This is a genomic window from Peribacillus sp. NPDC097675, from assembly GCF_050277655.1.
GTDB lineage: Bacteria > Bacillota > Bacilli > Bacillales > DSM-1321 > Peribacillus.
Map to the genome: position 1 here is coordinate 114,224 of NZ_JBNNSK010000008.1, position 19,042 is coordinate 133,265.

The 19,042-nt window shown below is 39.8% G+C and carries 24 protein-coding genes and 1 pseudogene; 18 read left to right on the forward strand and 7 right to left on the reverse strand.

What is annotated here, in order from left to right:
- Positions 1–109: 109 nt before the first annotated feature.
- Positions 110–553, reverse strand: coding sequence for a GNAT family N-acetyltransferase (locus ACQKL5_RS13275; RefSeq protein WP_427609354.1), 444 nt, complete (start codon positions 551–553; stop codon positions 110–112).
- Between the two features lie 260 nt (positions 554–813).
- Here ACQKL5_RS13275 and ACQKL5_RS13280 point away from each other — a divergent pair, with 260 nt between their 5' ends.
- The 10 genes from ACQKL5_RS13280 to ACQKL5_RS13325 all read left to right on the forward strand — a co-directional run bounded on the left by ACQKL5_RS13280 (position 814) and on the right by ACQKL5_RS13325 (position 9,492).
- A complete protein-coding gene (locus tag ACQKL5_RS13280) occupies positions 814–990 on the forward strand; it encodes a hypothetical protein (RefSeq protein WP_427609355.1) in 177 nt (58 codons plus the stop codon).
- A gap of 7 nt (positions 991–997) precedes the next feature.
- Positions 998–1,174, forward strand: coding sequence for an IS3 family transposase (locus ACQKL5_RS13285; protein WP_427609357.1), 177 nt, complete (start codon positions 998–1,000; stop codon positions 1,172–1,174).
- Positions 1,175–1,378: 204 nt separating this feature from the next.
- Positions 1,379–3,010: a spore germination protein gene (locus tag ACQKL5_RS13290; RefSeq protein WP_427609359.1), complete on the forward strand. Its 1,632-nt coding sequence runs from the start codon at positions 1,379–1,381 to the stop codon at positions 3,008–3,010.
- Positions 3,000–4,208 carry a Ger(x)C family spore germination protein gene (locus ACQKL5_RS13295; RefSeq protein ID WP_427609361.1) on the forward strand — a complete coding sequence of 403 codons (1,209 nt, stop codon included), beginning with the start codon at positions 3,000–3,002 and terminating at the stop codon, positions 4,206–4,208. Before ACQKL5_RS13290 ends, ACQKL5_RS13295 begins: the two co-directional genes overlap by 11 nt.
- A 35-nt stretch (positions 4,209–4,243) precedes the next feature.
- Positions 4,244–5,353 carry a GerAB/ArcD/ProY family transporter gene (locus ACQKL5_RS13300; RefSeq protein WP_427609363.1) on the forward strand — a complete coding sequence of 370 codons (1,110 nt, stop codon included), beginning with the start codon at positions 4,244–4,246 and terminating at the stop codon, positions 5,351–5,353.
- 481 nt (positions 5,354–5,834) lie between these two features.
- The gene (locus tag ACQKL5_RS13305; RefSeq protein ID WP_427609364.1) at positions 5,835–6,563 is read left to right on the forward strand and encodes an alpha/beta fold hydrolase; all 729 of its coding nucleotides are present in this window, start codon (positions 5,835–5,837) and stop codon (positions 6,561–6,563) included.
- Between the two features lie 10 nt (positions 6,564–6,573).
- Complete coding sequence (locus ACQKL5_RS13310; RefSeq protein ID WP_427609366.1) at positions 6,574–7,800, forward strand: MFS transporter; 1,227 nt, start codon at positions 6,574–6,576, stop codon at positions 7,798–7,800.
- A 329-nt stretch (positions 7,801–8,129) separates the two neighbouring features.
- The gene (locus tag ACQKL5_RS13315; RefSeq protein ID WP_427609368.1) at positions 8,130–8,621 is read left to right on the forward strand and encodes a GNAT family N-acetyltransferase; all 492 of its coding nucleotides are present in this window, start codon (positions 8,130–8,132) and stop codon (positions 8,619–8,621) included.
- Between the two features lie 26 nt (positions 8,622–8,647).
- Positions 8,648–9,109 (forward strand): hypothetical protein, encoded by a 462-nt coding sequence (locus ACQKL5_RS13320; RefSeq protein ID WP_427609369.1) that lies wholly within the window; start codon positions 8,648–8,650, stop codon positions 9,107–9,109.
- 26 nt (positions 9,110–9,135) lie between these two features.
- Positions 9,136–9,492: a n-acetylglutamate synthase gene (locus ACQKL5_RS13325; protein ID WP_427609370.1), complete on the forward strand. Its 357-nt coding sequence runs from the start codon at positions 9,136–9,138 to the stop codon at positions 9,490–9,492.
- Positions 9,493–9,512: 20 nt separating this feature from the next.
- On the opposite strand, the gene ACQKL5_RS13330 is transcribed toward ACQKL5_RS13325, so the two are convergent.
- Positions 9,513–9,917 (reverse strand): hypothetical protein, encoded by a 405-nt coding sequence (locus ACQKL5_RS13330; RefSeq protein ID WP_427609497.1) that lies wholly within the window; start codon positions 9,915–9,917, stop codon positions 9,513–9,515.
- Positions 9,918–9,941: 24 nt separating this feature from the next.
- A pseudogene (locus ACQKL5_RS13335) lies at positions 9,942–10,268 on the reverse strand (YunG family protein); the annotation flags it as partial.
- Positions 10,269–10,688: 420 nt separating this feature from the next.
- Here ACQKL5_RS13335 and ACQKL5_RS13340 point away from each other — a divergent pair.
- The 6 genes from ACQKL5_RS13340 to ACQKL5_RS13365 all read left to right on the forward strand — a co-directional run bounded on the left by ACQKL5_RS13340 (position 10,689) and on the right by ACQKL5_RS13365 (position 16,419).
- Positions 10,689–11,720: an ABC transporter substrate-binding protein gene (locus tag ACQKL5_RS13340; protein WP_427609371.1), complete on the forward strand. Its 1,032-nt coding sequence runs from the start codon at positions 10,689–10,691 to the stop codon at positions 11,718–11,720.
- 13 nt (positions 11,721–11,733) lie between these two features.
- Positions 11,734–12,540: an ABC transporter ATP-binding protein gene (locus ACQKL5_RS13345; protein WP_427609372.1), complete on the forward strand. Its 807-nt coding sequence runs from the start codon at positions 11,734–11,736 to the stop codon at positions 12,538–12,540.
- A gap of 25 nt (positions 12,541–12,565) precedes the next feature.
- Positions 12,566–13,387, forward strand: coding sequence for an ABC transporter permease (locus ACQKL5_RS13350; protein ID WP_427609373.1), 822 nt, complete (start codon positions 12,566–12,568; stop codon positions 13,385–13,387).
- Positions 13,388–13,413: 26 nt separating this feature from the next.
- A complete protein-coding gene (locus ACQKL5_RS13355; RefSeq protein ID WP_427609374.1) occupies positions 13,414–14,766 on the forward strand; it encodes an LLM class flavin-dependent oxidoreductase in 1,353 nt (450 codons plus the stop codon).
- 457 nt (positions 14,767–15,223) lie between these two features.
- A complete protein-coding gene (locus ACQKL5_RS13360) occupies positions 15,224–15,673 on the forward strand; it encodes a bleomycin resistance protein (RefSeq protein WP_427609375.1) in 450 nt (149 codons plus the stop codon).
- Between the two features lie 101 nt (positions 15,674–15,774).
- Positions 15,775–16,419 (forward strand): FMN-dependent NADH-azoreductase, encoded by a 645-nt coding sequence (locus ACQKL5_RS13365; RefSeq protein WP_427609376.1) that lies wholly within the window; start codon positions 15,775–15,777, stop codon positions 16,417–16,419.
- Between the two features lie 44 nt (positions 16,420–16,463).
- Here the strand turns inward: ACQKL5_RS13365 and ACQKL5_RS13370 are convergent, their stop codons facing one another.
- Entirely contained in the window at positions 16,464–16,946 is a 483-nt protein-coding gene (locus ACQKL5_RS13370) for a hypothetical protein (RefSeq protein ID WP_427609377.1), read from the reverse strand.
- A gap of 199 nt (positions 16,947–17,145) precedes the next feature.
- Here ACQKL5_RS13370 and ACQKL5_RS13375 point away from each other — a divergent pair, with 199 nt between their 5' ends.
- A complete protein-coding gene (locus ACQKL5_RS13375; protein WP_402967360.1) occupies positions 17,146–17,391 on the forward strand; it encodes a DUF2164 domain-containing protein in 246 nt (81 codons plus the stop codon).
- A 127-nt stretch (positions 17,392–17,518) separates the two neighbouring features.
- A complete protein-coding gene (locus ACQKL5_RS13380) occupies positions 17,519–17,674 on the forward strand; it encodes a hypothetical protein (protein ID WP_427609378.1) in 156 nt (51 codons plus the stop codon).
- A 116-nt stretch (positions 17,675–17,790) separates the two neighbouring features.
- Here the strand turns inward: ACQKL5_RS13380 and ACQKL5_RS13385 are convergent, their stop codons facing one another.
- The 3 genes from ACQKL5_RS13385 to ACQKL5_RS13395 form a co-directional block, all read right to left on the reverse strand.
- Complete coding sequence (locus ACQKL5_RS13385; protein ID WP_427609379.1) at positions 17,791–18,210, reverse strand: cytidine deaminase; 420 nt, start codon at positions 18,208–18,210, stop codon at positions 17,791–17,793.
- Between the two features lie 142 nt (positions 18,211–18,352).
- Positions 18,353–18,697, reverse strand: a complete 345-nt coding sequence (locus ACQKL5_RS13390; protein ID WP_427609380.1) for a DUF1048 domain-containing protein — start codon at positions 18,695–18,697, stop codon at positions 18,353–18,355.
- Positions 18,694–19,032 (reverse strand): PadR family transcriptional regulator, encoded by a 339-nt coding sequence (locus ACQKL5_RS13395; protein WP_427609381.1) that lies wholly within the window; start codon positions 19,030–19,032, stop codon positions 18,694–18,696. Before ACQKL5_RS13395 ends, ACQKL5_RS13390 begins: the two co-directional genes overlap by 4 nt.
- Positions 19,033–19,042: the final 10 nt, after the last annotated feature.

The window sequence follows — 19,042 nt, forward strand, 5'->3', positions numbered from 1 at the left end:
AGGTGCTTTTTGATTTGTTGGGCTCTGTTAAAAGTTAATGTTGATATTTCAAAAGAAAAGAACCCATATATGAGTTCTTCTCAACCCCTAGCAGATAATGACGAGGGTATTAACTTTGTAGAATCATATCGACGTGAGGGATATTATCTTCTAAATATGTTTCGGAAATAGGTTGAAAACCAAAGGAATTATAGAATTTTCTTAAATGATCTTGGGCTTGAATTTTAACCTTAGTTTCTTTTAATTCGTTTTGGATAAAATCTAATCCTTTCTTTAAGAGTTCCTCTGCGATTCCATCTCCTCTGTATTCTTTTTTTACTAAGACCCTTCCAATAGAAGCTTCTTGATAAGAAACGCCAGCGGGTAGAATTCTTAAATAAGCAACGATTTCTCCATTGTCTTCTTTATAAAGATGATAGGAAAAAGGATCTTTACCATCAACTTCAAGATATGTACAATCTTGTTCCACCACAAAAACTAAAGTTCTTTCTTTTAAAATTTTATATAGTTCCATGTTTGTTAATTCATCAAATTTTTTGAGTTTCCAATTCATAGTATTTCACTATTTCACCTCTTATTTAATATACATACAATACTATCCCGGATTTAACATAAGTAAAAGGCTTCCTTTTTAAATAAATGTGAAGGATGGTGGATGTGATGGTTCTAAACAATAAAATTTTCCAGATAATTTAAGGAGCTTATATTGTATTTTGAACAATATCCGGATAACGGACACACATAAAAAAGTGTCCCTTATCCGGGTTTTTTTTATGTTTCAATAGATGTAATGAGTATGGACGGAGGGTTTATATGAGTAAAAATATATATACTGAATTTCAGATTAAAGAACTTGAAAAGAATCCAAATATCATAAGTGCTTCGGAGCAATCTATCTCCTATCATCCTGCATTTAAAACAAAAGCTGTTAAGGAATATAAAAAGGGGGAAATCCCCCTCACAAATTTTCAAGGGAAACTGTTGGGATAATGCGCCGATGGAAAGTTTTTTTGGCCACTTTAAGTATTTAGCAGAATATAAAACTTGTAGTAATTTAACGGATGTGAAGGAAGAAGTTGATCGAGTTATAGAAGAATGCAATGTGTTTCGATACCAATGGGGATTAAAAAAAATGGCCCCGGTACAATACCGGGACCACCTATTAGCCGTTTAGGCACTTTTTTATACTGTCCGAAAAGTGGGGCATAGTTCACCCAGGGTTTTGAGGTGTTTTTTTGTTTTCTAATGATTTTTAATCTTGTTTAAAGCGCCATGGATAGCGGAGGAAACCCAAGATTGACCAAGGGGGGAGGCTTGCATAAAGAAGAACGGTTTCGAACAGAATAGGAAAAGATAAGAAAAGAAAGGTACCGTTGCCATGTTTTCATTTGTAAAAGGGAATAAGCGCCATTCAGGGATTGACGAACAACAGAAACACAGTCAGAGTCCTTCTAGTGATAATTCACCAGACAATTTGGACACATCAATGAGTGCAAACCTAAAAATTTTGAAAGACAAAACGGGGAACAGTTCGGAAATAGTGATTCGGTCAGTATCTGGACAAAATTTCAAGGTTAAAATATCGATTGTTTATATTAAAGGATTAGTTGACACTCAATCTGTAAATGATTTTTTAATTGAATCCATTCTGAATAATCCTTTGTTACACGAAAAGGACATTCCAAAAGAGGTTATTAAGTTCATCAGTGGAGAGGTAATTGCTCTTGGAGAGATTAAAGAAGTGGGTGACTGGGATTCTTTATTCACGGATTTGATGTCAGGCAACACCATCATTTTTGTAGATGGGATAAGTAAAGCCCTCAGTGCCAGCACGCAAGGTGGAGAGAGGCGTTCCATTCAAGAATCAACAACAAGTATTGCTATTCGTGGTTCAAAAGAGTCCTTTACTGAGTCGATTGAGACCAATATAGCAATGGTTCGTAGAATAATTAACACTCCTGACTTGTGGAGTGAGTCCATGAAGATAGGAAAAAAGACGAAAACAGATGTTTCATTACTGTACATAAATGGCATTGCAAAAAATGAAATCATTGAAGAAGTGCGTAAACGACTAAAAAGAATTACCATCGATAGCATCCTTGAGTCGGGATATATTGAACAGTTAATTGAAGATGAGACAAACACCACTTTTCCGACAATCATTCATACAGATAGGCCAGATAAGATTGCTGGTAATCTACTCGAAGGGAAAATAGCTATATTCATTAATGGTACTCCCTTTGTATTGCTTGTCCCCGCCTTATTTATTAATTTCTTTCATTCTGTTGAAGATTACTATGAACGATTTGACATAGCAACGGCAATCCGCTTTTTACGTATTGCCATTTTCTCGATTTCACTTGTCGGACCTGCCATCTATATTGCTGCTACGACCTCTCATCAGGAGATGATTCCGACAAAACTAGTCATAATCATTGCAGCACAACGGGAAACCGTTCCTTTTCCGGCATTTATAGAAGCACTCATTATGGAAATCACCTTTGAAATTTTAAGAGAAGCTGGTCTACGAATGCCTAAGGCGATAGGTTCGACTATATCCATAGTGGGGGCGCTTGTCATTGGACAGGCAGCTGTTCAAGCAGGCATTGTTTCACCTGCAATGGTCATTGTCGTATCCATAACAGCGATTGCCAGTTTCGCTACACCTTCGTATGAAGTGGCCATATCTGCGCGTATGATCAGATTTATATTTATGATAAGTGCTGCAATATTCGGTTTCTATGGAATTACCTTAGCGTTTATCGTTTTAATTGCTCACTTATGCAGCTTGCGCTCATTCGGCGTTCCTTATATGTCCCCCCTTGCCCCATTCATAAAAGAGGAAGTAGGGGATACTATTTTTCGTAGACCCATATGGGCTTTCAAGAAGAAGCCAAAATTAATAAGCGAACCAAATACCGTACAAGGTGAAAATCAGAAACCTAAACCTCCAGGACCTCGAAACATGGTGAATTCTACTGTAAGAAAAGGTGGTCGCAATGAATCATAAAGCGGTTTTTCTTTATATGATATTAATCACCATATTTCTATCAGGTTGTTGGAATCAGAAAGAGTTAAACGATTTAGCCATAATTTCTGCTATGGCCATCGATAAGAATGATGATGGAACATATACCAAGACAATACAAATAATTAATCCCGGTAACGTAGCAGGAGGGCTCCAGGGGGGCGGTGGCGGGCAAAGTCCCGCTGTTTCCGTATACAGCGCAACGGGACAGAGTGTCCTAGATGCTCATTTCAACGCAACATCCAAGGTATCTCGCAGACTCTATCACTCGCATGCAAACCTACTAGTCATTAGTGAAGAGCTGGCAAAGGAAGAAGGGATTACTACCATTTTAGATGCATTTGAAAGGGATCCGGAAATCAGGACAACATTAAAAGTTGTGATTGCACATGATACAAAGGCAGGAGATTTGCTTAAAACATTGACAGCCATTGATAAAATTCCTGCAGAGAAAGTGAACGGCACATTGAGAATTACTGAAATAGCAAAAGGAGAACAAATAGAGGTAAAGCTTCAGGACCTCATTTCTACACTTACTTCTGACGGACAGGAACCGGTTCTCAGCGGCTTTCGAATGAAGGGTAAGGTTAAACAGGGGAAAGACATGAAGAATGTTCAAAAATCAGAACTCGATACAACCCTGGAGGCGGATGGACTAGCTGTTTTTAGAGAAGGGAAGTTGATTGATTGGTACCAAGGTGAAACGTCCAGAGGGGTGGTTTGGATATTAGACAAAATTAAAGAAACAAATGTGAAACTGGATTGGGGAGGGGAGAGAAATAGTCTTGCATATACTGTTATTCGTCAAAAAGCAAAAGTCTCAGCTAACACAAACAAGCCCCTTCCCGTCATTACGATTCGAATCCGTGCGGAAGGAGACATTCGTGAAGTAAGGAAACCTATAAACCTAGATGATCCTACTATTATCTTGGATTTAGAAAAAGAATTGAGAAAAGAAATCAAAATGGAGTTGGAAAAGGCGGTTAAGAAGACCCAGCAAAATAAAACGGATATTTTTGGATTCGGCGAAGTCATTCATCGGTCGAACCCTAAACAATGGGAAAGACTGAAGAGTGATTGGAATGAAAATTACTTCCCAAAATTAACCGTGCAAGTGGAGGTAGAGGCATTTATAAGACGTAGTGGCCTAAGAAAAAATTCGTATCTTTCAGATATGTAAAAGTCTATGAGCTAATGGAATGGGGTGTGCATTTATTGGAAAAGGCAAAAATTAGTACACATCAGCTGTTCGTGCTTATTGTGTTGTTTGAATTTGGAAGTGCGATATTGGTCCCCCTCGCGATTGAAGCGAAACAAAATGCTTGGCTGGCTATTCTACTTGGTTTGTTAGGCGGATTTTGCATATTTTTGATATACCATGCTTTATATTCCTATTATCCAGATATCCCTTTAACTGAATATCTACAAAAAATACTGGGCAGCTTTATGGGGAAAATATTAGCCTTCTTATACATCCTCTACTTTCTTTATATTTCGGCTAGAGTACTGAGGGATTTTGGAGAACTTCTGATTACAGCATTTTATCCAGAAAGCCCATTATTTCTTATGAATGCACTAATGCTCGTAGTCGTTGTGTATACAGTGAGAAAGGGTATTGAGGTCTTGGCCCGAACCGGTGAACTGATTTTCATTTTAATCGCTTTACTGGGCATCATCGGCTTCATACTAATTAGCATTTCTGGCAGCATCCATATTTCTAATTTACAACCTGTATTGGAAGAGGGACTAAGGCCAGTCCTAAAAACGGCTTTTACTACTCTATACTTTCCTTTCGGAGAAATGATCGTGTTTACCATGATTTTTCCCTTTTTGAACAATCCTAAAAAGGCTAAGAAAACCGGTTTACTCGCAATAGGATTAAGTGGGATGATATTGGCCTTGATTATGGCATTAAATGTAAGTGTTCTTGGTGTGAGTCTACTTTTACGCACACAATTCCCCCTTCTTACTACTATCCAGACAATTGAGTTAGCTGGTTTTTTGGAACGGTTGGATATTACTTTCATGCTATCCTCCGTTTTTGCAGGCTTCTTTAAAGTAGGTGTCTTTTTCTATGCATCTGTGGAAGGTACGGCAAGTTTGTTCAAAATTAAAGAATCAACTTTGTTGGTTTATCCTCTGGGATTCATAGTCTTACTACTATCCATATTAATTGCCAGCAATTTTTCAGAACATGTATATAAAGGACTACAGGTTGTCCCTGTTTATATACATCTTCCTTTTCAGGTAGTTATTCCTGCTTTCCTTCTACTCATTGCTTTTATCAAGAACAAGAAGAGTAAGGATCAGGAGGAATGTGTCTGAAAATTTAGGGGGTCAAAATATATGGGGGAGCGTGAACAGGTTTGAAAGTACTAGGTATCTCGATTTTGATATTTGTATGTTTGATTTTGTTTTCGTTAGGAGTAGATATACTCACAGGATTTGATATACCTACTTCTATCGTACATACGTTTAGTCCATTTCTTGTCGTGGAGATAGCGGAAGTTGTTGTTTTCTCTCTTTTTATTATATATATGGTCTTTATTTCTATTTTGGCCATTTATCGAAAAAAAGAAGCAAGGAACAACAAAAGATAAGCAAACAAAAACGCTCTTAGAGTTATTGAGAAGAAGTGCTTATAAAATTTCATTGGTTACTATTCTTCATCGAGCCAAGTGAATGAAAGAATCATGATAATGGTAGTACTTAAGGTACTGAGATAACTGTTTTTATCTAGATAATATGTAAAAAAATGCATGTTAAGTAGTATAATAAATGCAGACCAATCGAATGGAGGAAAGGTATGATACTACATACATCTATTTCAGGTGAAGGATTTCCACTTGTTCTGGTTCATTCAGGTGGAATGACAGGAGTGAAGGAGTATGAAGAACAATGCGAATTTTTTTCGCAGAGGAATTTTAAAGTGGTACGTCCTGATTTAAGGGGGCACGGTCAATCGGAAGGACCGATTGATCAGTATTTCAGTCACTGTGCAGAAGATTTACATGACACATTAAAGGACCTGCAGATTGAGAAATGTCATATTGCCGGTGTTTCCATTGGTGGAATAGCCGCACTGTTGTTTGCTAAGAAATATCCTGATAAAGTGGCATCCCTAACTTTCTCCGGAATCTTTCCGCATGAGCCAGCTAATTGGGAGGACCTCACGAAACAAGAAACGGAAAATTTTGAACAGCTATTCGAAAATGAAGAAGTGGTTTCAATTTTGGATGAGATTCATGGGAAAAATGACTGGAAAGCGTTACTCCGTTCTTTTCAAGAAGATGATTTTTATCCGTTCGACGAAACGGGGGATGTTTCCAACCTTCGCGTTCCAACTTTATGCCTGTTCGGTGAAGCAGAGGAGAACGAACGGTCAGCTGCCATATCCTATAAACAGCTGAAACCGGATGTCCATGTGTCTATTATTCCTTTGGCCGGTCATTTGGTGCATAGAGATCAGCCAGAATTGTATTCGCAAACTCTTTATACCTTTATCGAATCACTAGATAAAGAGATTATTAGTTAGGAGTGATTTAATGAAGAGTTGGAAGAATCCGATTCTATTGCTTTCGGGAATTGGGGTTTCGTATTTAGGGAATTGGATTTATTTAATTGCACTTAATGTTTCTATTTTGAACTTGACCGGCTCTGCAGCGGCCGTCGCTGGACTGTACATCATACGTCCAATAGCGACATTGATCACGAATACCTGGTCCGGGAGTGTCATTGATCGGGTGAATAAACGTAGATTGATGATAACTATTGATATAGTAAGAGGAGTCTTCATATTCATAATCCCTTTTATCTCATCATTATGGTCTATATATGCGCTGCTTTTATTGATTAATATCGCGGGCTCCTTTTTTGGTCCCAGTTCATCGGTCTACATAACGAAGCTGGTTCCACCTGAAAACCGAAAACGATTCAATTCGATGATGAGTCTGACCAGTTCAGGTGCGTTCTTATTAGGGCCAGCCATTTCAGGGCTTCTCATCATGTCGGTAGGGACGGATTTATGTATTGTGATTAATGCAATTACGTTCTTCGTTTGTGCAGGTTTTATCTACCTTCTTCCTGATGTGGATGGAGATTTAGAAATAGCAGAAGGAAAATCTGTTTCCATGAAAACGCTTTTGAATGATTGGAAAGCAGTCAGGGAATTTACAAAGACAGCCAAGTTCTTCATAACCATATACATACTGTTTCAAAGTGCCGTGCTCATCGGATATTCTTTGGATTCACAAGAAGTCACGTTCATTAAACAGCATTTAGATTTGACGGATAAGGAGTATGGCTTCATTACAAGCCTCACGGGTGCCGGGGCATTGGGAGGAGCGGCCGTTGCGGCTGCACTGTCTAGGAAACTGCCACTTGCATTTTTCGTAGGAGGAGGATTGTTACTCTCGACGATCGGATACCTATTATTTTATGCCTCGGTGGACTTTATAACGGCAACATCCGCCTTTGTGTTTTTAGGTTTCGTGATGTCCTTTGCGAACGCAGGGTACGCTACCTTTTTTCAAAACAATGTACCGGTTGCCATCATGGGGAGGTTCGGCAGTATCGCAGAAATGGTTCAAGGCATGGTTCAAATTGTTTTAACGTTACTACTAGGCTTAATGGCCGATTGGTTTTCATTACAAACCGTTTGTATCGCCTTTTGTATAATTGGAATTATATTTGCAGCCGTCCTAATGATGACCATATTCACCCCTTCCAAGGCCCAGTATTTTAAAGAAAATGAAAAAAGCATGACGGGTTGATGAAAGGATTAGCCTTGTTTACTTAACCCTTGCCTTAAAACTTTAATTCCCGACCAAAGGAACACGGTCATTAAGGCACTTTCACATACACTTATGCCACATACAAATAAGAGCCTTCCGAAATCTTCGAGCTCATTGAAGCCATAGAGCGGAAGTTCCCAATTGTTAAAGATGTTATTATAGCTCCTTATTACAAGTATTATAGGGAACAAAGACCAATAAAATGTATGAATACGTTTAGGCAGATGTAGTTCCATAGCAGTCACCTCCTTTGAGTCATTTTACTATAAAAAGCCGATATGGACTAAGAGAAAACAGGGAGGGGCTATATGAAGGAAATTAGAAAAGCAACAAGTGAGGATATGGAATCAGTATATATGATGGGGTACGATGTTTGGGGAGAAAACATGCCTTCTGACGAATATATAAAGATGTGTAACTGTTCAGTAAAGTACAAGAAGGGAACATGGTACGTGCTAGAAGATTTAGATACAAAAGAGCTAGTCAGTTCTCTTATCGTCTACGAGCTACCTTCATCTGAAAATAGAAGCAGTAGAGGAATTGGTTCGATTGCGACTCCCCTTACACTAAGAAAAAGAGGCTATGCGTCTACCCTAATTGAACAAGTCATACAGGATTTAGAGAGAACTGAAACGTGTACGGACTTTTTCCTATACAGCGATATTGGAACAGCATTCTATCACAATTTTAACTTTATTGAGATGCCTCCTGCTAAGCAAAAATATAAAGATAGCATTTGTATGCACTACTCAAAAGACAAGGATAGTCACATCCCTATTGAAATCCCGGATTACTTTTAAAAACCAAAGTATGAAGGAGGTTAGATATGAATAATAAGAAAAGGCATATGGTAGCTTCGGTATTCGTGACGCTTCTCATTGTCCTCATATGGGCGAATCCATTTAAAGAGGAGGTTTGGGATGCGAATGCAAAGCTGCTAGAAGATAAGATTCTGACGATGGAGATACCGGACGGATCCGTGAATTTGACTGGGTTTACCCCGTTTGAATGGGATAAAGTCTATTCATTTCCCCCTTATTATGCAAAAGAAGATGTCTATGAAACGGTCGGATATAAGTGGGATAGAATTAGCGAAACCGTCAATGAGAGCATGAATCAAATCGTGTTCTTGAAAGAGGGAAAAGTCGTTTGTTACATATATGGCTATCCGGAAAATAATAAATTCGGAATTTCCTTTGACCATGTGTTATATGCAAAGGATAACGAAAAGTTCACGGTGGTCAAAAAAGGAGACGTCACCTATTTGACCTTAGAGGATGAAGAGTGAGTGAATACTAAAAAGGAGCTAGATAGATGCTGAACTACGATGGACGGACCTTTGTATCGATTGATAATACAGCAAACGGAGAGGTTTCGTCGAAAACAATCTTTGAATATAAACAAGAAGAGAATATCCTTTTTGCGACCTATAGTGGAGGGGAAATCGTTAAAGGGACGATGATTGGGATTGTACAGGAAAACGGCTGTTTACAGTTCAATTATAACCATGTAAATAGTAAGCATGAGATCAGGGGCGGGCAATGCTTCTCCACACCTGAAATCCTATCTGATGGGAGAATCAGGTTGCAGGAAAAGTGGAAGTGGTCAGATCATGAACAAAGTGAGGGAGAATCGGTTGTTGAAGAAGTCATTAGCCACAAAAATCCCTAATCCTGCAATAAACTTAACTTTTAATCTGTAACCAATTCAAATAACTCAACTATCAAAATGGTATCATCCTTTAAATCAGTACGGATATCTTTCCAAGCTAATCGGTGATCCTCTTGAAACTTGCTTACGTCATCTCCGTTTCCTTCTCCACGGACCAGTCTTAAATCGGGGGTGCCGAAAGTCGTTTCAAATACTTCCTTTAGTCGCACATTACATCTGGGGTTATTGTTTTTATCATAGACAGTAACCGGTTTGCCGACAGGTTCATAGGTTTCCACCAATTCTGTTTCTGAATATTCCTCTTTGGGCGCACATGTTGCCGTTTTTTCTCCCCTAAGTATTTGTTGAAGTAGCATTTCTCCTATTCCATTATCATTTTCCCAGCCAAAGATCATTTTATGATCTTGTTCTTTTCCTTTAAACATTTGAATGCCTCCGTATCTATTAAAAACGGTTTCTTTTAAGTATGTATACTGTTTCTCATTAGTATCGAGATGGGCTTCATCCCTGTTGGAAGGGATATCCGTATATTCGATGTCCTCTTTAAATTGAGAATGCGTGAAGTCCAATCTTACGCCATTGATCACATTGTAAAAATGCCAGCCGTCAGCTAGCTTGGTTTTCTTAATGGCCCCACCGAATAGGTCATGCATAACCAGCGCCGTTACCCCACATTGCCCTTTTGCCGGGTTATCGCTAGACCATTTTGTACTTGATTCCAATGACCAAGATGTCATCAATATAGTTGTAATCGTTTCAATTTGTAATGGGTTCATTTTTTTCACAATCCCAACTTTTCTATTAAAGTTCTGACCTAAGACGTTATTTATTTTAACATAAATACCCATTTAAAAGAGGGGGAATGGCTAAACATTAACATCACATAAAAATAAGAGAATTATCAGAAAAAAAGGTTGACAACCTGAAGGAAAATACATATATTAATCCTATAAACTTTATTGGAATTAAATGATGTTGGCTTACTGGATAACCGGAGGCTCCTAAATTCACCAGATGGGTGAAGGTGGGGGCCTCTTTTGTTTAAAAAAAGGGGGAGATATACGATTTCGTTAGATATCCTAAAAGCAAGATGAAATAGTGTGGCTGACTAGACTACTGGAGGCCTTCGTTTAATTGAAAAATTAATCGAGGGCCTTTTGTGTGTGATAGCCCCGTTACTAAAGGAGCGTAAAAAAATGAAAAAGACTCGACAGGCCTTATTTTTAGCATGGATTGGTGCATTACTTGTTCTAGTTGGTTGCTCTTCAGGGAAGGAAGTGGAGAAAAACGAGGATGGCTATGAAAAAGTGGAACTGAAGTATCAGGGATACGCAGGAACGGTACTCTATCCAGAACTGGCGGAGGATTTAGGCTATTTAGATCCGATTAAGTTGGATTGGGTGGGAAATGTGAATGGCGGACCGCAGGATATTCAAACGGCTGCGACGGGTCAAACGGATTTCGGTGGAGCCTTTAATGGGGCCATCATCAAATTGAAATCAAGCGGAGCCCCCATTAAATCGGTCATTGGCTATTACGGGAGTGATGAAGACACCTACGTCGGCTATTACACGTTAAAAGGTAGCCCGATAAAAGAAGCACGTGATTTAATCGGTAAAAAAGTCGGGGTGAATACGCTTGGTGCGCATTTAGAATTGGCTCTAAAAGAATATCTGAAACAAAATGGCCTCACGGATGATGAAATCAAACAGGTTACGTTAGTGGTGGTTCCTGCAAGTAATGCTGAACAAACATTACGTCAAAAACAGATCGATGTCGTGGCCCTAAATGGAGCAGCACGTGACAGGGCTCTGGATAATGGAGGCATCAGTAAACTATTTAGTGATTATGATCTATTTGGAACCTTTACGGCAGGAAGCTATGTCTTTACGGATAAGTTCATCAAGGAAAATCCAAATACCGTGAAAAAATTTGTAGAGGCAACAGCAAAAGCGATTGAATGGTCACGTACAACTCCCCGTGAAGAGGTGATAGCCCGTTTTACATCGATTATTGAGAAACGAGATCGAAAAGAAGATTCAGAAACGGTTCAATACTGGAAAAGTCCTGGTGTCGCTGCAAAAGGTGGCTATATTCTAGAATCGGAATTCCAAGTATGGATGGATTGGCTTGAGGATAACGGCGAAATCAAAAAGGGCCAAGTGAAGTTGGATGACGTATACACGAATGAATTTAATCCATATACGAAAGAGCTTGAGACTAAATAAACGGGGTGTGGATATGGCGGATAAAATTCGATTTGATCAAGTGACAAAGGTGTTTACGGTACGGGATACCGAAAAGGGTAAGGGCTCCAAGAAGGAGTTCACGGCCGTAAAGGACTTGAACTTCTCTGTGAAAGATGGCGAATTCTTAACGTTGGTCGGGCCAAGTGGCTGCGGTAAATCCACTTTACTGGATTTACTTGGCGGATTGACGAAGCCGACTGCCGGAAGGATTCTTCTTGATGGGAGAGAAATCACGGGTCCCGGATTGGACCGCGGAATCGTGTTCCAGCAATACGCCTTGTTTCCGTGGAAGACAGCGCGAGGGAATGTCGAGTTTGGTCTAGAAGCCAAGGGAGTCTCGAAGAAAGAACGGAAAGAGTTGGCACAATACTACTTATCTTTAGTGAGTTTAGAGGGTTTTGAAGATCGGTTTCCTCATGAATTGTCAGGCGGGATGAAGCAGCGCGTCGCCATCGCTAGGAGTCTCGCCTATAATCCGGATGTGCTACTCATGGATGAACCGTTTGCTGCGCTGGATGCACAGACAAGGGAAACTCTGCAGAGTGAATTAGTACGGATTTGGGAGAAGACGAAGAAAACGATCATCTTCATTACACATGGCATTGATGAGGCGGTGTACTTAGGGCAACGAGTGGCGGTCATGTCCACCAATCCTGGGACGGTCAAGTATATGGTGGATATCCCATTGGATTCACGGTTGAACGAGGTAGACATCCGGTCACATACAGAGTTTGTAAAAGCGCGACATCATATTTGGAGCCTGCTTCATGAAAAGGTTTATCAGGCGGCTTCCATTTGATATTTTTAAAAGGAGTGATTCATAGATGTCCAGTTTAGAAAAAGCTATAACTGTCCCCATTGAGAGAAAGCGGCCCATCTCTTTATCGTTTACCTGGCTGCGAAAACTTGTGAAGCAGACAGCCGTGATCGTCCTATTACTGGTTCTTTGGGAGATTGCACCAAGAATCGGGTTGGTTGATTCGGTATTCTTCCCACCTTTTTCATCAGTGGTAGTAGGATGGTGGGGGTTGGTGACATCAGGAGAATTATTTGCCCATTTTCAAGCAAGTTTCATGCGTTCGTTCATCGGGTTTGGTCTGGCCCTTTTGATTGCAATCCCCTTAGGTTTGATGATTGGATGGTTTCCCTTGGCCAAGGATCTGTTGAATCCTGTACTAGAATTATTCCGGAATACGGCGGCGTTGGCATTATTGCCTGTTTTTATCCTCCTTCTCGGAATCGGTGAAATATCCAAGATAGCGATCGTCCTGTTCGCCTGTACGTTTCCCGTCCTTTTGAATACCATCAATGCTGTTCAGAATGTGGATCCATTGCTCATCAAGTCAGCACAATCGATGGGATTATCTTCTCGTAAACTATTCTATAAGGTCATTTTGCCGGCTTCTATTCCGACTATTTTTACCGGAATACGCATGGCGGGAACGGCGTCGATTCTCGTGCTGATTGCAGCTGAAATGGTAGGCGCCAAGGAAGGCTTGGGGTATTTAATCAATTACGCACAAATGAATTTCCAAATCGCTGAAATGTATGCAGGTATTATAACGATTTCATTACTTGGTTTGTTACTGAATTATGGGCTAGTGTCCCTGGAAAAGAAATTCTCCGCTTGGAAGATTAATCAATAAATAATATAAGAAAGAAGGAATAGATGATGACAAATAATAAACGCGAAATGAAGTTAGGTGCATTTTTCATGATCCCTGGTCACCATGTGGCAGGTTGGCGACATCCAGAGGCAGAAGTGCACAATATATTGAACTTTGATTTTCTTAAAAGGCTGGCCCAAACAGCTGAACGCGGAAAGTTCGATATGCTGTTTGTTGCCGATATCAATGCGTTTCAGCATAACGGTTCTAAAAACGTTCAAAGGGCGGACATTAGTTTTGAACCGTTCACGCTGTTATCGGCCCTTTCAGCGGTGACGGAAAAAATCGGGCTCGTTGGCACGGTGTCCACGACGTATAACGAACCCTACCATGTAGCGCGTAAGTTTGCTTCGCTCGACCATTTAAGCAATGGGCGTGCCGGCTGGAATGTCGTCACATCCAATACGGATGCCGAAGCAAAGAACTTCAATTCTGATCATCATCTTTTACATGAAAGACGCTATGAACGTGCCGAGGAATTTGTGGATCTTGTAGAAAATCTTTGGGATAGTTGGGAAGACGAGGCGTTAGTCATGGATAAGGAATCAGCACAATTTGCCGATGGTTCGAAAATCCATAGCGTCAATCATAAAGGGGAATGGTTCTCCGTTGAAGGCCCACTGAATATTTCCCGTCCGGTCCAAGGCCATCCCGTTGTCGTTCAAGCGGGTTCATCCGAAGCGGGGAAAGAGCTTGCGGCGCGTACGGCAGAAGTGATTTTCACAGCGTGGCAAACATTAGAAGAAGCGCAAGGCTTCTATGCGGACGTGAAAGGAAGGATGGCGAAATATGGCCGCTCTCCTGAGGAACTGAAAATCATGCCGGGTGTGTTCCCAATCATTGGGGCAACAGAAGAAGAAGCGGAAAAGAAAAAGCAGCTATTCCAAGAATTGATCCCAGAGGAAGCCGGCGTTGCTCTTTTATCGGCCATGATCTCTGTGGATTTAAGCGGATACCCCGTTGATGGGCCACTGCCTGACCTGCCGGAAGTGGAGCAAGTCAATGGAGGGAAAAGCCGTTTTACCCTATTGAAGGATCTTGCTGAACGCGAAAACCTGACCATACGCCAGTTATACCAAAGAACAGCCGGTGCCAGAGGACATCGAGAAATCAAAGGAACACCGGAGCAAATCGCAGACCAACTGCAGGAATGGTTTGAAAATGGAGCAGCGGATGGATTCAACGTCATGCCTCCATATTTGCCAGGCGGCCTTGAAGATTTCGTCGATCACGTCATCCCGGAATTGCAAAAACGTGGACTGTTCCGTACCGAATACACAGAAGATACATTACGCGGGAATTTAGGACTAAGTCGACCAGCCAACACGCTCGTGAAGTCTGTCAAAGAAATAGTGTAACGGTAGGTGTTTCAAGACCGGGCGCTTTATGCTCGGTTTTTTTGTTTGCCTCCTAGTCATCCACTAATAGTTCACCCCAACCATTGATTATAGTAAGCTATTATTCCTAATATCGCCCCAATCGTCGAACCCAATACTAAACCAAATACTGCCCATTTTACTTTGCTTTTTTCCATAGAGAGTGCCTCCTAATTTACATGAGTTTATAACTTTTTTTATATACATTTTTCGCAAACTCAATAATAATTTAACATAAAAATCCAGTTTTGCTGAAACTTGTTTTTTTGACTTCGCAAAGATTACATAAGGAAAGACTTTTATCTACATAGACAAGTTAAATAGTGCACAGTTGGAGAGTATAGGAGTTTTCATTTATATATAAAATATCCCATTAATACCTTTTGTAGGATACAATACTATTATCGTTTGCTGCAGGAATAAAAGGAGCTGAAGTACATTGATAAATCGACAAGCATGTGTACCGGAGTTGTCAGTGTCGGATATAAACCATAGTCTTTCATTCTATTTGGACATTCTTTTGTTCAAGGTGGACTATCAACGTCCAGAAGATAAATTCGCCATGATTTCATTAGATGATTGTCAATTGATGTTGGAAGAAACGAATGAACACTGGAAGACGGGAGAGTTGGTTTACCCATTTGGGAGAGGAATTAATTTTCAAATACAAGTCAGGGAAATCGATGAATTATATCAGCGTATAAAGGAACATCAGTATCCCATTAAGGCGGAGATTCAGGAGAACTGGTACCGGGCAGATCATGTAGCAATCGGACAAAAAGAATTTCTCATCATGGATCCTGACGGTTATTTATTAAGGTTCGCGAAACATCTTGGGATTAGGAAATTGGAGGATAATTCAGTTATGAAGAATTTGGATGAAAATTAAATCAAGTTATTGACAAATACACCTAATTCCTTGTATTATATATTTATCTTGAATTAAAGATAACTTAAATAAAAATATTCAATACGAGGAGATTTTATATAATGAATGTATTAGTAGTAAAAGCAAACAACCGTCCAGCAACAGAAGGAATCTCAAGCAAAATGTACGAAACGTTCATGGCTTCATTAGAAGGCAAAGACCTAAACGTAACAACTTACGATGTATATGAAGAAGATACACCATACTTCGGGCAAGAGCTTTTCAACGCTTTCGGTAAAGTACAAACAGGCGAAGAATTAACAGACATTGAATCCCGTCTATTAGCTGCCAAACAAAAAGCAATGGATGCAATTACAGCTGCAGATGTAGTAGTATTCGCATTCCCATTATGGAACTTAACAATCCCTGCTAAATTGCAAACGTTCATTGATTATGTTTATGCAGCAGGATTCGCATTCAAATATGATGCAAATGGTAACATGGTTCAATTAATGACAGACAAAAAAGCGATCTTCCTAAGCGCTCGCGGCGGAATTTACTCAACACCAGAAGCGGCACCAATGGAAATGGCTGTTAACTACATGCGCAACGTATTCGGTGGCGTATTCGGAATGAAAATCATCGATGAAGTCATCATCGAAGGCCACAATGCAATGCCTGATAAAGCGCAAGAAATCATCTCTTCAGGTCTAGAAGAAGTAAAAGCTTCTGCTCAACGTTTAGTAGAACTATCTGTACAAGCATAAAACAGACACGGCCCACGAAGCTTTTAGCTCGTGGGCCGTTTTTTTTATCGTTCCGCTAAGTCTTTAATTTCCTGGAGTAGGTTTGGGTGTTTTTCTTTTGAAAGGTATAGATTCATTTTTTGTTTCTTTTTATCAGTAAATTGATATTGAATACTTCCGTCTCTGAAAAAGATCATATCAAACTGTTTGTGAGACGTATATTCGGTTCTAGATACAGAAACCAGAAAATTTTGTTGCTGATTTAATTTCTCTATCCTCTTGTTAAACGATTTACTAGGCGACTGGAAAACCTCTTGTGCATTAAGTTTTTGCATCAACTCAGGAATCTTTTTCTTATCATTTATGAATATTGCATTGGTTTCGGAAATTCCTCCGTTTTCATCAATTGGTTGTATATAGATAAATGCATACTCATTAACATTTGGTATATTCAATACGATACTTTCGCTGTTTTCTTGCTTGTTTACACAACCACTTAAAAAAACTAGGCTAATGATTATATAGAGCAAAGTTCTCCTACCAGTCATACTAACCACCCTTATAAACACCAATTTTTATTGTTTGAAATTAATGGTAAATCACATTCTGGTATTTTACAAACAAAATTTAAGAGGTCTAAAAAAGACCAGCCATTTACTGTACATATTCCTTTATGAAAGAACAGGCTGTAAATGAAGAAGATCAACCTTTATAATTACAAGTACTATCCATGAAGGGGTGTTCCATTTGTTCTTAAAACTTACAAAAGACCAACAGCAATTAATGATTTCTGATATTCAATATTTCTTTTCACAAGAAAGAGATGAAGAAATCACGGAGTTTGCAGCAGAAAGAGTATTGGATTTCGTTAAAGAGTCACTTGCTCCTCATTTCTATAACGCTGCCGTCCATGACGTTAAACATGTAGTGGAACAACAATTTTCTTCCGTAGAAGATGAAATTTTATCGTTAGAACGCCCGATAAAAAGATAAAGGTATGCCAAGAGTGAATCTAAAAACAGGTTCACTCTTTTTTTGTGTGTTTGTTTTTGAATTTGGTCCTGAGCCAAGAATGAAATGCCGACTCCTGGATATTCTATGAACGAAAGGGGTGTAGCCCATGAAAAAGCGCGACAAACATGAAGAAGAACCGATTGTAGCCGATGGAATTACCACGCAAGAGGAGCTGGATGAAAGCGCCACTCCGGAAGAAGTTGCAAAAGGTGACTACACAAAAGTTGTCACACTGTCACTCGATGAAAATGATCCGAGCTAAAAGGAAAGTCAGCAGGCCCTGTGGGTTTGTTGGCTTTCTGTCTAGGTCCATTAGAAAATGAGCTTGGAAATGTTTCTCCAAGCTCATTTTCAATTCGTCCATTTTAAAAAAACATATCAACTCAAAGAAGAGTGTTGATCATCATAGGCTTTTGACCAGTGAAATGGTTGTATTTCTTTGAGGGTTTTATATACTAGCCTCTCATCTGGATGAGTAATAGCTGCTTTTAGATCAGGACCCCAATAAAGGAGTCTTTCTTGACATACCCCACAAGGAGTTAGAACTTTGAATTCAGCCTTTTCGTCATCTCTTACAACACAAATAGAATGTGTGATTTTTGTATTAAGCTTATGTGCTTCAAGGATTGCACCAGTTTCCATACACAATTCTGTCGATGCATTAATGACCTCTGGAGCAACACTTGTTAAGATCTTACCATCTTCCGTATACATAGCTGCTGCACCGCCCCAACCAGAAGGGTATCTCTTTGTAATCAGTTCTATAGCAGCTTGATACAATCTTTCCTCAATGTTCATTGTTGTTCCCCCATTACCATCGCCAAATTACCACGAATGACTTACCCCTTTGATTTAAATGAGGGGCTTATATAATTTTATACTATTTTAACATAAATACCCAATAATTTTTTGCGTGTTTTTTTAAAACCTTCAAGTAGATTCATTCAATACGTCCGATGGTTTCGTTTAACTTCTGACGGTATTTATCCTTCCAAGTTTGCTCATCCTTGACTAGTTCGTCACAGAAAGAAGCCACGTCCTCACCTGTAAGATCAGTGACTTTCTTGCTTTCCGCTGCACCTTCTTCGAAGAGGTCGAGAATACTGGAAAAGATACGATGAGTACCTTCCCAGTCGATTGGACTGTCGCCAGCGGTCCACATATACTTTTGGATGGCTTTGTAAGCGTTGCGGTACTCACTTGGAAGAGCCTTTGCCCGGGCCTCCAGCGCTTTCCATTCCCTCTTGTCATCGAAACTTCCCACTATCTTTTCTAAAAAACTCATTTTACTTCGCCCCTTTCAATCTGTTTAATTTCATTCATTTTATTCGAAAGGAATTCCCATTTTGTCCAGAAGACTTGAAGTTTTTCTTGTCCAGCTGTATTGAGGGTGTAAAACTTCCTAGGTGGTCCCATCGTGGATGGCTTTTTTTCGATGTCTACCAGATTGTTTTTCTCAAGCCTCATCGTAATCGTATAAACAGTGCCTTCCACTACATCAACGAAGCCAAGTTTTTGTAGTTGTTGTGTAATTTCGTAGCCATACGTTTCGCCCCGGCTGATGATTTCGAGTACACAACCTTCAAGCACCCCTTTCAGCATTTCTGTCAGATTTTCCATAAGGATTCAC

Coding starts and splice junctions, on each gene's coding strand:
- ACQKL5_RS13385 (WP_427609379.1), bottom strand. CDS start 18,210: ATGAACATTGAGGAAAGATTGTATCAAGCTGCTATAGAACTGATTACA.
- ACQKL5_RS13310 (WP_427609366.1), top strand. CDS start 6,574: ATGAAGAGTTGGAAGAATCCGATTCTATTGCTTTCGGGAATTGGGGTT.
- ACQKL5_RS13395 (WP_427609381.1), bottom strand. CDS start 19,032: ATGGAAAATCTGACAGAAATGCTGAAAGGGGTGCTTGAAGGTTGTGTA.
- ACQKL5_RS13275 (WP_427609354.1), bottom strand. CDS start 553: ATGAATTGGAAACTCAAAAAATTTGATGAATTAACAAACATGGAACTA.
- ACQKL5_RS13380 (WP_427609378.1), top strand. CDS start 17,519: ATGAAAAAGCGCGACAAACATGAAGAAGAACCGATTGTAGCCGATGGA.
- ACQKL5_RS13315 (WP_427609368.1), top strand. CDS start 8,130: ATGAAGGAAATTAGAAAAGCAACAAGTGAGGATATGGAATCAGTATAT.
- ACQKL5_RS13305 (WP_427609364.1), top strand. CDS start 5,835: ATGATACTACATACATCTATTTCAGGTGAAGGATTTCCACTTGTTCTG.
- ACQKL5_RS13325 (WP_427609370.1), top strand. CDS start 9,136: ATGCTGAACTACGATGGACGGACCTTTGTATCGATTGATAATACAGCA.
- ACQKL5_RS13280 (WP_427609355.1), top strand. CDS start 814: ATGAGTAAAAATATATATACTGAATTTCAGATTAAAGAACTTGAAAAG.
- ACQKL5_RS13365 (WP_427609376.1), top strand. CDS start 15,775: ATGAATGTATTAGTAGTAAAAGCAAACAACCGTCCAGCAACAGAAGGA.
- ACQKL5_RS13370 (WP_427609377.1), bottom strand. CDS start 16,946: ATGACTGGTAGGAGAACTTTGCTCTATATAATCATTAGCCTAGTTTTT.
- ACQKL5_RS13330 (WP_427609497.1), bottom strand. CDS start 9,917: ATGTTTAAAGGAAAAGAACAAGATCATAAAATGATCTTTGGCTGGGAA.
- ACQKL5_RS13285 (WP_427609357.1), top strand. CDS start 998: ATGGAAAGTTTTTTTGGCCACTTTAAGTATTTAGCAGAATATAAAACT.
- ACQKL5_RS13355 (WP_427609374.1), top strand. CDS start 13,414: ATGACAAATAATAAACGCGAAATGAAGTTAGGTGCATTTTTCATGATC.
- ACQKL5_RS13345 (WP_427609372.1), top strand. CDS start 11,734: ATGGCGGATAAAATTCGATTTGATCAAGTGACAAAGGTGTTTACGGTA.
- ACQKL5_RS13390 (WP_427609380.1), bottom strand. CDS start 18,697: ATGAGTTTTTTAGAAAAGATAGTGGGAAGTTTCGATGACAAGAGGGAA.
- ACQKL5_RS13350 (WP_427609373.1), top strand. CDS start 12,566: ATGTCCAGTTTAGAAAAAGCTATAACTGTCCCCATTGAGAGAAAGCGG.
- ACQKL5_RS13290 (WP_427609359.1), top strand. CDS start 1,379: ATGTTTTCATTTGTAAAAGGGAATAAGCGCCATTCAGGGATTGACGAA.
- ACQKL5_RS13340 (WP_427609371.1), top strand. CDS start 10,689: ATGAAAAAGACTCGACAGGCCTTATTTTTAGCATGGATTGGTGCATTA.
- ACQKL5_RS13320 (WP_427609369.1), top strand. CDS start 8,648: ATGAATAATAAGAAAAGGCATATGGTAGCTTCGGTATTCGTGACGCTT.
- ACQKL5_RS13295 (WP_427609361.1), top strand. CDS start 3,000: ATGAATCATAAAGCGGTTTTTCTTTATATGATATTAATCACCATATTT.